This window comes from Leptotrichia sp. oral taxon 417 (genome assembly GCF_013394865.1).
Classification (GTDB): domain Bacteria; phylum Fusobacteriota; class Fusobacteriia; order Fusobacteriales; family Leptotrichiaceae; genus Leptotrichia; species Leptotrichia wadei_A.
In genome coordinates this window covers 2,151,127-2,163,389 of sequence record NZ_JABXYV010000001.1, presented here as the reverse complement: position 1 = coordinate 2,163,389, position 12,263 = coordinate 2,151,127, and the positions used below count along the sequence as shown (strand labels likewise).

12 protein-coding genes and 1 pseudogene are annotated in these 12,263 nt (G+C 31.8%); all 13 read left to right on the top strand.

Features of this window, described 5'->3' with window-relative positions; translation table 11 throughout:
- Positions 1–8: 8 nt before the first annotated feature.
- The 13 genes and pseudogenes from HW276_RS09910 to HW276_RS09850 all read left to right on the top strand — a co-directional run bounded on the left by HW276_RS09910 (position 9) and on the right by HW276_RS09850 (position 12,261).
- On the top strand, positions 9–1,340 hold the full coding sequence (locus tag HW276_RS09910; RefSeq protein ID WP_178938331.1) for a TrbI/VirB10 family protein: 1,332 nt from the start codon (positions 9–11) through the stop codon (positions 1,338–1,340).
- Between the two features lie 2 nt (positions 1,341–1,342).
- On the top strand, positions 1,343–3,373 hold the full coding sequence (locus HW276_RS09905; protein WP_178938330.1) for a type IV secretory system conjugative DNA transfer family protein: 2,031 nt from the start codon (positions 1,343–1,345) through the stop codon (positions 3,371–3,373).
- A gap of 8 nt (positions 3,374–3,381) precedes the next feature.
- Positions 3,382–3,681: a hypothetical protein gene (locus HW276_RS09900; protein ID WP_021747044.1), complete on the top strand. Its 300-nt coding sequence runs from the start codon at positions 3,382–3,384 to the stop codon at positions 3,679–3,681.
- Positions 3,678–4,667, top strand: coding sequence for an ATPase, T2SS/T4P/T4SS family (locus HW276_RS09895; protein ID WP_021747043.1), 990 nt, complete (start codon positions 3,678–3,680; stop codon positions 4,665–4,667). Before HW276_RS09900 ends, HW276_RS09895 begins: the two co-directional genes overlap by 4 nt.
- On the top strand, positions 4,667–4,906 hold the full coding sequence (locus HW276_RS09890; RefSeq protein WP_021747042.1) for a VirB3 family type IV secretion system protein: 240 nt from the start codon (positions 4,667–4,669) through the stop codon (positions 4,904–4,906). Before HW276_RS09895 ends, HW276_RS09890 begins: the two co-directional genes overlap by 1 nt.
- Before the next feature lie 19 nt (positions 4,907–4,925).
- Positions 4,926–7,409: a type IV secretion/conjugal transfer ATPase VirB4 family gene (locus tag HW276_RS09885; protein ID WP_021747041.1), complete on the top strand. Its 2,484-nt coding sequence runs from the start codon at positions 4,926–4,928 to the stop codon at positions 7,407–7,409.
- Between the two features lies 1 nt (position 7,410).
- The gene (locus HW276_RS09880) at positions 7,411–8,142 is read left to right on the top strand and encodes a hypothetical protein (protein WP_021747040.1); all 732 of its coding nucleotides are present in this window, start codon (positions 7,411–7,413) and stop codon (positions 8,140–8,142) included.
- Between the two features lie 13 nt (positions 8,143–8,155).
- Positions 8,156–9,625 carry a type IV secretion system protein gene (locus HW276_RS09875; protein WP_021747039.1) on the top strand — a complete coding sequence of 490 codons (1,470 nt, stop codon included), beginning with the start codon at positions 8,156–8,158 and terminating at the stop codon, positions 9,623–9,625.
- A gap of 119 nt (positions 9,626–9,744) precedes the next feature.
- Entirely contained in the window at positions 9,745–9,927 is a 183-nt protein-coding gene (locus HW276_RS09870) for a hypothetical protein (RefSeq protein WP_021747038.1), read from the top strand.
- Entirely contained in the window at positions 9,920–10,495 is a 576-nt protein-coding gene (locus HW276_RS09865) for a hypothetical protein (RefSeq protein ID WP_021747037.1), read from the top strand. Before HW276_RS09870 ends, HW276_RS09865 begins: the two co-directional genes overlap by 8 nt.
- 143 nt (positions 10,496–10,638) lie before the next feature.
- Positions 10,639–10,962, top strand: a pseudogene (locus tag HW276_RS09860) (Panacea domain-containing protein); the annotation flags it as partial.
- The gene (locus HW276_RS09855) at positions 10,955–11,191 is read left to right on the top strand and encodes a hypothetical protein (RefSeq protein ID WP_021747035.1); all 237 of its coding nucleotides are present in this window, start codon (positions 10,955–10,957) and stop codon (positions 11,189–11,191) included. The pseudogene HW276_RS09860 and the gene HW276_RS09855, both read left to right, overlap by 8 nt.
- A gap of 164 nt (positions 11,192–11,355) precedes the next feature.
- On the top strand, positions 11,356–12,261 hold the full coding sequence (locus HW276_RS09850) for a type IV secretion system protein (RefSeq protein ID WP_021747034.1): 906 nt from the start codon (positions 11,356–11,358) through the stop codon (positions 12,259–12,261).
- The last annotated feature ends 2 nt before the right edge of the window (positions 12,262–12,263 follow it).

Genomic DNA, 12,263 nt, shown 5'->3' with positions numbered 1-12,263 from the left:
TGTCTTGATTGGTAAATAAGAATGACTATTTTGAAACTTCTGAAGATGATTTTGCAGAACATAAGGAAGAAGAAATATCTCTTGAGGATGAGGAGATAGGAACGATAAAAAATTCAAAGATAAAAATAGAAGAATTTTTTGATAAGAAAAAAGTTGCTATCCTAGTCTGCATAATTTCGGCTTTAATTTTTGCAAGCATATATTTTGCAAATCAGGCTAAAAAAAATGAAAAGCCAAAGGAACAGGGGAAAAAGGAGTCAATGTCAACTGGAACGGGACTGGATATAAAGGATGCGGTGAATGCTCAGAATCAAAATACTCAAACTCCTGAAGGTGTAACGCAGGATGGAGTGGCAAATATAAATACGACGACTGATGGAACTGGAACGCCTAACCTATCACAGTATGATTCTCAGTTAGGTTCAGAATACAATAATGACAATCTTGATTCAAATTATGGTTCAAGTTCATCATCGTTTTCAGATATTTCAGAAGATAAAAATTCTAATAATTCGACAGTTTCAGAAGAAAAAAGCAAGGAATGGAGAAAGTCTGCAATAGGATTTGATAAAGGAGTTTCAACACAAACTCCGCAAACGCCAGAACAGTATCAGGAACAGCAGCAAGTTCCTCAGAATGTGCAACAACAAAATGAAAATGATACAGATCAGAATAAACAAAAGTCAAAGTCCTTATTCCTGAAACAAAAACAGGACAACTTCTATTCGACTAATTTAAAAAATCCTGCAATAGGGAAATATGAGTTAAAGACAGGGAGTTTTATTCCAGCTGTTCTTGTAACGGCAATCAACTCTGATTTGCCGGGAGATGTGATTGCTCAGGTTAGAGAAAATGTCTATGACTACCGTACTGGAAAGTATATTTTAATCCCTATGGGTACAAAAATAGTTGGAAAATATGATAGCAGTATAACGTATGGACAGAACAGAGTTTTATTGATATGGCAAAGACTGGTTTTTCCAAATGGCTCAACACTTGTGCTTGATAATATGCAGGGAGTGGATTTGCTGGGGAATGCTGGCTTAAAAGGAAAAACCAACAACCATTTTTGGAAACTTATGAGAAGTGTGTTGTTGTCTTCTGCCATAAATATGGCTTCAGGCTCGCTTGAAAGTTTTAATGTAAATATTGAAGCTAGAAGCAGGTCAAGAGTGAATATTGGTACAGGTGCTTCAGATGCGGCACAGAATATTAGAAGCATTGGGGAAAGAATGGTTGAAAAGGATTTGAATAGACAGCCTACAATTGAGATAAAAAGAGGTAAAAAATTTAATATCTTTGTAAGCAAGGATATAATTTTATCTCCATATAGGAAATAATTATGGACAAGAAATATAAGCCGCTTAGAAATACGAAGCCTATAAAATGGATTTTTGCAATAATAATGTTTATTTCAGTAAATATAACAGGTTTAATGATAGTATCAACAAACTATATGGAAGAACTGGAAAAAGTTAATAATTATACTACTTTTGCCAAAATACGAAGATTAATAAAACCTGTAATTATTGGGAAAAAGAATCAGTATATATACTTTCCGTCTGAAAACTGGGAAATAGTAATGGAAAAAACTCCTAGATTAACTTCGCAGTTTCAATTAGGTATGTGCTTTATATTTGCTGGATCGTTAATTATTTTAACAATGCCGTACTGGAAAAAAAGGAAACTGAAATCACACGGAGATGCTGAATTTGGAACGTATGATGATTTGAAGAAAAATAAGAAAAAGCCTTCGGATGTGAACTTTCTAAGCGGAGATGAAAACGGTTTTGTTATAGGGTATGTAAGGACACTGACTGGGAAGTTAAAACTGCTTTATGATACATCAATGATACATATTGCCCTGTTCTTGCCAACAAGAGGAGGAAAAGGTGTGGGATATATTATTCCAAGCCTTATAGCAGGACTAAAAAGAATATCAACCTTTATTTCTGATATAAAGAAGGAAAATTACGAACTTACAAGCTGGTACAGAGCAAAAATATTGAAGCATAAAATATTAAAATTTGAGCCAATGAGTGAACTTTCAAACAGCTATAACTTTTTATCAGAAGTAAGATATGGAACAAATTATGAAATTGAAGATTGCAGAATAATTGGAACAATGATTGTTGGGGAAGATGAGAGCAAGGATCCGTTTTGGGGAGATAGTGCAAAAGATACAATTTCCACTTTAACTGGCTATGTTCATTACAGGGAAGTAAGCAGCCGTTCTGAAAAAGATCCCGATATAACAGATGTTAGAGTTTCATTAAATGATGTAATATCAATGATTACTAACACTGAAAATTCTTTATATAGAATGTTTGCAAAATATCTTGGAAAGCCTATGGAAGAAGGGGAAGATGATACTCCAAAGGATTTTATTTTGAAGAAAAAAACAATTGAAAGGCTTAGAAAAATATATACTGATGAGGAATCAATTAAAGCATTAAACAAAGGATTGCACCCCTTTATTGCAAAACAGTTTGGATATTTATTGCAAAATACAGGAGAAAATACATTTAAGTCTATAACTTCAACAGCAAAGACTAAATTACAGGTATTTGAGATTCCTTCGGTTGTAAAAAATATAGGAAAATCTGATTTTAGGGCATTAGACTTGGTTAATGGCGATAATCCTGTGGATTTATATTTTGTAATAAAACCGAAAGATATAGACTTGCTAGCTCCGTTAGTACGGATAATGTATATTCAACTGACAAATTTATTAATGGAAAGTTTAAGCAAGAAAAATTTTAACATAACGTTTGTAATGGATGAACTAAATGCTTATGGTAAGATGAAGGCTCTTGTAAAAGGGCTTGGGTACTATGCAGGATTTGGAATAAAGATGATTGGGATATTTCAGGGACTTGATCAGTTAAATTCGACATATGATAAACAGGGGAAAGAGGTGCTAAATGGATGCCAGATTCAGATATTTGGTAGACCGAACGATGAGGCTGCACCTGACTATATTTCAAAGACGCTTGGCAAGGAAACAATTAGGGTAAAAAGTAGAAATATTGGGCTAAAAGGGGGAGGGAACGTTTCAGAGCAGGGAAAGGATTTATTAAGTCCTTCAGAAACAAGACTGCTGCCTGACAGAAAGGCAGTTGTAATTACGGGATACAAAAAACCTTTATTATTAGATAAACTCTATTACTACGAATATCCTGATCTGTTAAAAAGAACACAGCACCAGCCAGTATTCTTTAAGGATGGATATGTAATATTTGAAGGAATGAAGGGAATGTATGAATACAAACATACATTTAAAATGAAAGAGGAAGATTTTTATGATGATATAAAATATGAAAAAATTATTGAAAAGGCAAGAAAAAAGTATAAATCAGAAAAAATAGGATAGGGGGATATATGGAAAATATTGAAGAAACAATTAATGGTTCAGATGAAATAATAAAGAAAAAGAGAAAAACTAGAGAAAAAAATTATACTGAAAGAATAAAAAGAAATAAAGAAAAAGTTGCCAAACTGGAGAAAATAAGGGATGATTCCCAAAAGGAAATTGAAAAGGTTGAACAGGAAAATGCAGATATTTTAAGAGAGATTTTAGAAAAATCTGGTGTAGAAAATAAACTTTTAAAAATCATAATTGAAAGTCCAAGCAATGATGAAATTACTAAAAAAATGAAGGAACTGGCAGAAGTATTATGACGGAAAGTGAAAAATATGAACTTCAGAAGCAGTCACAAATAGACTTTGTAAATGAAAGGCTGTCAGCACTGAAGGAATATATGGAAGATGATGATATTACTGAAATAATGTTAAATCCTGATGGATATGTATGGGTGGAATCATATGAAAAGGGAATGTACAAGACAAGTACATATCTGAATGAGATGGAAGGATACAAAATTATTCAGGTGCTTGCTTCATATAACTCAAAGATAATTTCTGAAAAAAATCCAAGACTTTCTGGAAATTTGCCAAATTCTGACAGATTTCAGGGAGCCGCAAAAGGAATTACTAAAGGTATTCCAGTATTTACAATAAGAAAAAGGCCTAAGAAAATATTTACACTTGATGACTATTTAGCAATGGGTTCAATTACAGAATTTCAGAAAAATTTTCTTACAGAAGCTATTTTGAACAAAAAGAATATAGTTGTATCAGGTGGAACTGGTACAGGAAAGACAACATTTACTAATGCTCTTGTTGATTATTTAAAGCAAGTTGACATAATTAGAAATACGGTTGAAAGGATATATATTATTGAGGAAGTTGAGGAAATTATCTGCGACAAGGAAAATGTGTTAAGAGTGTTTGTAACTGAAGATGTTTCTGCACTGGAATTATCAAAGGACGCACTTAGACATAGGCCAGATAGAATTATTCAGGGAGAGCTTAGATATGGAGAAGAAGCTGAGGAGATACTTAAAAACTGGAATACTGGGCATAGTGGAGGATTTACAACAGTCCATTCAGATGGTGCAGAAGAAACTTTGGAAAGACTGGAAGAGCTGCTAATGGAAGTTGACAGGAATCCAAGGCAGCCACTTATAGGGCGTTCTGTAGATGTAATTGTAAATATCATAAGAACGACTGAAAATGGTAAAACTGTAAGAAAAGTGAACAAGATAATTAAAGTAAACGGCTTTAACAAAAAGACAAAGGAATATGAAATTGAGGAGGTAGGATAATGAAATTAAAAGTGTATAAATCTTTATTGGACATAAAGATGATAATGGGACTGCCATATAAGGTTTTTATATCATTGGTATTATTTACAGGAATTATATTTTTAATATTCAGGCACTGGGTAATTTTTATACCAGCAGGAGCAATATATATTTTATGTGCAGTTATGTCAGTAAAGGATCCGATGACGCTGGAACTGATAATAGAGCATTACAAAACTGAAAGATATTTAAATCCGTAGAAAATGGAAAGGGGAAAAAATGGGAAAAACGCTTGATAACTACAAGAATTCATTTATTTATTATATCCCTTGGGATTTCCTTCTCAATGACTTTATTCTTGTTAATAAAAATATGGGGTTTCAGGTAACTTTGAAAGTTAGAAATCACGACTTGGATTTTTTTACTGAGGAAGAAGTGAACTTAAAAATATTGCAGTATAACAATGCAATAAAGAAACTGCCTGACAATTTTATTGTTCATTATGAAGTTCAGAGAAAGAAGTCAAGAGGATATATTGAAACAGAGATTAACGATAACTTTATTCCGACAGTTCTTATGGAAAAAGAAAGAAAAGATTTATTTTCAAAAGGAGAATATTTTAAATGTGATTACTATATAACATTGACATATTTAATAACAGAAGATGCTGAAAATAAGATAAATTCATTGCTGGCAAGTAAAAAGGAAGATGACTCAGAAGAAAAGATGGCGGAGGAAGCGGAAAGGGAATTAAAAATATTTAGGCAAAAAGTAGTTTCATTTATTGCATTATTAAAATATGCCACAACGAGCATTGAAGTTTTGCAGGGAGATGAACTTATGGCATATATGTATTCCACAGTGAATGCTGAATTTCCTGAAAAGAAGAAAATGCCTACATCTCCTCTATATCCAATTGATCAATATTTGTCAAACTCAAGTTTTGAAAATGGAAAAGACACGAAAATACAAAGACTGACAAAGGCAAAGCATTTAAGGACAATCTCAGTTAATCTGTTTCCTGATGAGATAGAGTCAAGAGTTCTGAAAAAACTTGAAAGCCTGGACTTTGAATTTAGAATGTCGGCAAGATACATTATACTTTCGCAAAATGAATCAAAAAAGATGTTAAAAAACTTCTTTATTTTTCATCAGGGAAAGCAGAAGAACTTTGGGCAGTATATAACGGAGGCTATAACTAAAAAGCCTTCATTTAACATTGATGAGCTGGAACTGGCAAAAACAGAAGAGGCAAAAATGGCTTTAAATGAATTTAAAGAAGGCGGGATGAGTTATGGCTATTACACATTTACCGTAGTACTTGCTGATGAAGATATAAAAAGGCTTGAGGACAATGCACTTAAAATAGTAACAATATTTGATGAACAGGACTTTACTTGTTCGATTGACAAGTACAATATTTTTCCTTCGTATTTAGGGGCTATTCCAGGAAATGTGAAGGCGAATATAAGAAAATATCCAATAAATTCAATGCTTTTAAGCTGTCTTTTCCCTACTTCATCACTATATCGTGGTGAGGAAGTAAATGAATTTTTTAGGGATAAGAAAAATATTACAGGTGTTCCGCTTATGATGGCTAAAACAGATTTGAACGATATATTTTACTTTAACCTTCATATAAAGGATGCGGCACATACGCTTATAGCAGGTCCAACAAGGTCAGGAAAATCAGTATTATTGGGAATGCTGGTAGCTGAACTTAAAAAATATCCTAATGCACAGGTATTCTTTTTTGATAAAGGTGGCTCAATACGTGTTTTAACTGCCTGTATGGGTGGAAAATTTTATGACTTGGGAAAAGGTGGAGATAATGATTTGGCATTTCAACCACTTGCGAATATTCATATCGAAACAGAAAGAGCATTTGCAAGCAACTGGATAATTTCTCTTCTTCAGCAGGAAAATGTAATTGTAACGCCTGATATGAAAAGCACAATCTGGGAAACGCTTACTACTCTTTCAAATGATCCGCCTAACAGGAGAACAATGACAAATTTTGCATTTACAGTTATGAACAAGGAAATTCAGCAAGCGCTTGAGCCATACACAAATATAGGTTCATATGGAAAATATTTCGATAATAATGAGGATAATTTTTCAGACTCAAACTGGCAGGTATTTGAAATGGGAAGAATAATAGAAGATCCAAAAGCGACAGCTCCCATATTAAGCTATCTGTTTCATAGAATAGAAGTGGAAAAATTAACCAAAGATTATCTGACTGCAATCGTAGTTGATGAGGCTTGGTTTGCAATGGAAAACGAAAGTTTCAGGCTTAAATTCAATGACTGGCTTAGAACCCTTGCAAAACTGAATGCCTTTATAATCTTTGCAACACAGTCGCTTAATGAAATTGCAAAATCTGAAATAACACCTGCAATAGTTGATGGATGCAAGACAAAAATACTTCTTCCCTCTCCGCAGGCAAAGAATTACTGGAAAGAACTTTATTCAAAATTTGGCTTAAATACAATAGAAATTGAAAAAGTTGCACGAGGGGAAATGCAGAAACAATATTTTTATAAAAGTGATCTCGGATCAAGGGAATTTGAAATGGATTTAGGGAAAATTGAACTGGCTTATGTAGGTTCTGCAAGTTCAACTGATCAGATAAAAATACAGGAAATATGTGCAGAAACAAATGATTTAAAGGAAATTAACTTAAAATGGCTAGAATACAAATTAGGTAAAAATAGTCAGGAATTTAGAAGATGCAAGGAAATTATACAGGGAGGTAACTAAAATGAAAAAAATAATATTCTTTTTAATGGTAACAATAGTTATATCAGTAAATTCGTTTTCAGGAATACTTGGAGGTGGCGGTGGGGTTTCTGATTACTGGCAAATGAAGACATATTTTGAAAGTGTGGCAATCAATGCACAGACACTAAAAAGTCTGAATGCACAGTTAAAGGAGATCGAAAGACAGATTGAACTTTCAAAGAAACTGCCTGAAGCCTATCTAAAAAAATATATAAGCCAATATGATGACACGATAAAGACATTAGTTAGAATAACAAATACCACAAAATCAACATTAAGAGATGCAAAAAAAGCCGAATTATGGTTTAAAGATGTCTATGCTGATGCTAATAACAGACAATATATGGCTCTTCTTGACAGATTTACAAACACGCTTGACAGTCTTTCAAGGGACGCAATGAAGTCAGGCTCTATGAATGAAGTGGCCATGAAAAAAACATCGGATAATGCAAAGATGCTTATAAGAAAAACTCACGAAGCCAAAAATCCACAACAAGTATTGGAAGTGCTATCACAATGGAGTGCCAACCTGTCAGTACAGATGAATGCAATAGCCGATATGATTTCAACTACAAATAGACTTGACGCATTAAAGGCGGCTGAAGAAGTGCAGGCAAGAAGGGAAGCTCAAAAAAGAAGTGAATATACAAAAAACAGTTTAAACAATCATATAAAGGCAATGGAAAATGAAGTGAAGAAACATAAGAAATAAGGAGGAGAAATAATTGGCGGCGGCAAATTTTCAATTTGATACGGCACTGATTGAACCAATAATCAGTATGCTTGATACAGGAATGACAACTTTAATGGTTGTAATATTGACACTTGCCTCATCATTTGCTGTGCTGGACTTATCATTTACAGCCTTCTTTAACTGGTCGGAGAACATAGGCAATACACTTGTCGAAACTATAAAAAAACTTGTAAGATATGCACTTACTTTTGGGCTTATAAAAATGTACAAGGAACTGCTGGATATGGCATATAAACTATTTTCCGATATAGGAAATTTATTTGGAGAAGGGCTGGGAAGTCCGTTAAAAGTGCAGAGTATTTGGGATAAGTTATGGGAGGAATTAAGCAAGTTTTTAAGTATAGGCTTAAAGTTTCAAGATTTTTGGGCTATCTTATACTTTGTTTTATTTATTATTGGATTCGTATTTTTAGTGTTTATAATATCAACAATAACAATAGCGATAATACAGTTCCATGTAGTTGGAAAATTGGCAATAATATATCTTGCTTGTCTACCGCTTGACGCTTTGAGCGATATAGGTAGAAAAACTTTAGGAGCAATAGTTGGTTCAGGTACTCAGCTGATGGTTGCGGTTGCACTTTCATCTATGGGAATAAAAATATTAAAATCTTATCCTATTCCTGAAAACATAGGGGCAGAAAATAACGAGCCTCATACGATAATTATGTGGCTCGCAGTATTCATAGCAATTTCATTTTTAATAAAGAACTATCAGAGCATAGCTTCCCTAATTTTATATGGACAAGGCGGATTAAATGGCTCACAGTTTGGTAATTTTACTGGAAATGTTGTTAGTGCAGGAGGCTCGGCTGTAGGAGGAGTTACATCTTTACTTGGAAGTGCGGCAGTTGGTGGACTAGGTGCTGCAGTTGGTGCAGTTGTTGGCGGAGTGTCTACTGGAGGAGCAGGAGCAATAGCAGGTATGAAGACAGGAGCAAAGATAGGCTCTAAAATAGGAAAATATCCTGGAAATCTGACTGCTTCGGCTGCTGAAAATGCAGGAAAAGCAATAAAAGTAATGACAATGGACTTTGATCCGATTGCTTCAGGCAGAAAAGTAAAAAATATGGCCAGCGATGGAATTAAAAAATTTATGGGCAATAAAAAAGATGATAAGAAAGATACCGAAGAAAATAAATCACAAGAAACAGAAAATACAAACAGTAAAAATCAAAATTCTCAAAATGTAAATAAAGGAAATGAAGAAAATAAATCAGGAAATGCGGATAGAACAGCTGATACAAAAGAGGCTGAAGAAAAAATAAGAAGTGATAACAGCAAGAATGCCTCAAATAAGGATTCTCAAAAACAGACAAACGAAGGAAATAAAGACACGCAAAAACATTCAGAAAATACAAAAACAAAAGAAACTAAGAATAGTAATAATGAGACTTTTGCAGAATCTGAAATGAGGAGAGAAAAGAACAGCAAGGAATAAAATATGTAAGGACAATGACAATAGAATATTAATCTAGTCTTAAAAAATTCAGATTGAAAAAACTATTAAATGTGATATAATATTATTGTAAAAATAGAAATTTAAAAGAGGTGATAAGAATGGCAACTTCAAGTTTTTTCAAGAATTTAGAATTAAGTAAAGAAGCAGCTGAAGAATTAATAAAAATGACAGAAGAGGGTTTTACTGTAAATAAAGTACCTAATTTAGAAATTAATATAATTAGTAATCCTGAAGAAATTAAAAAGTTTTTTGAAGAAGGAGATAATAAAAATAATGAATAAAAATTTAGTTTCCTTGAGAAATTTGATGAATAATTTATCCAAAGAAAAATTAAACAAAATATTGGAGAAATTTAAAAGTATAAAAGAAAATGATATAGAAAATTTTTTACATAATAAATCTTCTCATTTTGAAAAATCAACAATATCAAGTACATATTTAATATTTGGTGAAAACAAGGAAATTTTAGGATATTTTACAATAGCAAACAGAAGTTTAGTTATCTCAAAAGAAAATTTTGGTATTTTATCTAAAACGCAACAAAAAAAATTAGGAAATAGTGCTGCAATATTAAAAAATGGTGATTTGATGACAAGTAGTTTTTTGTTAGGTCAACTAGGTAAAAATTATTCAGACGATATAGAAAACTTAATAACAGGCAGAGAACTTCTTACATTTGCATATGATCTTTTTTTGAAAATAAAAGAATTGATAAATGTAAAATATATATGGCTTGAATGCCAAAATGAACCAAAACTTATTTCATTTTATCAAAATTTTGGATTTAAAATGCTAGAAAGTTTAACTTCTGAAGAAGGCTTAAAAGTTATGATAATGGAATTAAAATAAATTGATACTATAGTATAAATGAGGTGAAAAAAATGTATGATGTAAAAGATATTGCCAACTGGTTTTTAATTTATAATTCGTATATGGAAACTAATCAAGGTGCGGATGGAATGAGTAATTTAAAATTTTAAAAATTACTCTATTATGCTCAATCAGCGTATCTTGCATTAAAAAATGCTCCATTATTTTCAAATAATATTGTAGCGTGGAATCATGGGTCAGTAGTTGAGGAAATATATCAAAAGTATAAAAAGTGTAGTTCAGATGATATAAAAGAATTTGATAAAGTGGATATTGATAAGGAAACAGAGAAAATATTGACGGAAGTATATAATGTATTTGGAGAATATTCTGCGTGTGGATTGAGAAATTTAACTCACACAGAAAAACCGTATGTAGAAACTAAAATAAATAATGTTATCCCACAGGATTTAATGAAAGAGAGCTTTAAAGAAAATTATGTCTAAAAAAATTAAAAAGTTAAAGAATAATAACTTTAAAAATATTTCAGAGGTAAAATTATTATCTTATCCTGTTTTTTGTTTCAAATATTTGACTAAAAACAAAAACTATAATTTTAACAGGTTTAAAAATTCTAAAGAATCAAACGAAGCCAAAGGAATAGTTTTGGATAAGTTAATGGATATTCAGTTAAAAAGTTGGTTGGATTTACATCAGCAAATGTTTTTCATATAATAGGATTTGATTTTGACTTTACTGCATATAATCACGGGAAATAATAATAAATGTAAAAATTAGATAAAAAATTAAATAAGTTACCTTAATTCTAAGGTATGAAAGACTAGATTAAAATTCTAGTCTTTTTTTGTGCTTTTTTAGAAAGGAGAATTAAAAGAAATATGAAAAAAATTGTAATTATCTTTTTTTTTGTTTTTAGTTTTATAACAATTTCTGCTGGAAACAATGTTTCATCCACAAAATCATCATTATTAGTAGATTGGGACAATATTCAAAATGAATTTGTACAAATGATAAATAGTGGGATAGAAAAGATGATACCTGGATTATTAGTTCTGTTAAGTGTACTCACAGTTCTTGAAATAATGTGGGTTTTATATGGCTATGTAGTAAAAAATGTGTTGGAAAATTTATGGATGTCCTTGTTAAGAATAATGATAAGATTTTCAATACTGGCATACGTTATACCTAATGCAATTTCTTTAATTGATATGGGATATGGAATATTTTCTGGAATTGGCTCATATTTTATGGGAAACAGCGGAGGAACTGTAACTTTAAACAGTATATGGGCAATAGCTGGAAGGGAAACAGGAAAAATTTTAAAAATTATTAATGAATCAAACTTTAATTTTTTTAATATTATTACTGATTCGAAGCTATTTTTTGAAGAACTTGGGAAAATGCTGCTGTTAATAGGGGTTATTATTCTTGTGTATTATTTTGTAGTAAGAATAATATTTGAAATGATGATGGCAGTATTGCAGTTTAGAATGGCTTTGGGCTTATCTTGGGTATTTTTGCCTTTTGATGTAAATTCGATTACAAAAAGAGATTTAGGAAATAAAGCATTGACAACGCTATTTCTCACAGGAAGTAAAATAGTTGTAATAATGGCACTGGGAGGAATAGTATTTAAAAACTTGGATATGGCAGGATTTGGGGAAGTCACTTTTAAGGAATTGAAATATGAAACTATATTTTTATTTATCACAGTAGGAATGGTAATGGCTTTTGTAATGAATGAGGCAGACAAGATAACAACGACACTTGCCAGAGGAAATTAAAA

Bases quoted from the DNA above. Each gene is read 5' to 3' on its own strand.
- HW276_RS09885 (WP_021747041.1), top strand. From the start codon at position 4,926: ATGGGAAAAACGCTTGATAACTACAAGAATTCATTTATTTATTATATC.
- HW276_RS09895 (WP_021747043.1), top strand. From the start codon at position 3,678: ATGACGGAAAGTGAAAAATATGAACTTCAGAAGCAGTCACAAATAGAC.
- HW276_RS09890 (WP_021747042.1), top strand. From the start codon at position 4,667: ATGAAATTAAAAGTGTATAAATCTTTATTGGACATAAAGATGATAATG.
- HW276_RS09905 (WP_178938330.1), top strand. From the start codon at position 1,343: ATGGACAAGAAATATAAGCCGCTTAGAAATACGAAGCCTATAAAATGG.
- HW276_RS09870 (WP_021747038.1), top strand. From the start codon at position 9,745: ATGGCAACTTCAAGTTTTTTCAAGAATTTAGAATTAAGTAAAGAAGCA.
- HW276_RS09900 (WP_021747044.1), top strand. From the start codon at position 3,382: ATGGAAAATATTGAAGAAACAATTAATGGTTCAGATGAAATAATAAAG.
- HW276_RS09850 (WP_021747034.1), top strand. From the start codon at position 11,356: ATGAAAAAAATTGTAATTATCTTTTTTTTTGTTTTTAGTTTTATAACA.
- HW276_RS09880 (WP_021747040.1), top strand. From the start codon at position 7,411: ATGAAAAAAATAATATTCTTTTTAATGGTAACAATAGTTATATCAGTA.
- HW276_RS09855 (WP_021747035.1), top strand. From the start codon at position 10,955: ATGTCTAAAAAAATTAAAAAGTTAAAGAATAATAACTTTAAAAATATT.
- HW276_RS09865 (WP_021747037.1), top strand. From the start codon at position 9,920: ATGAATAAAAATTTAGTTTCCTTGAGAAATTTGATGAATAATTTATCC.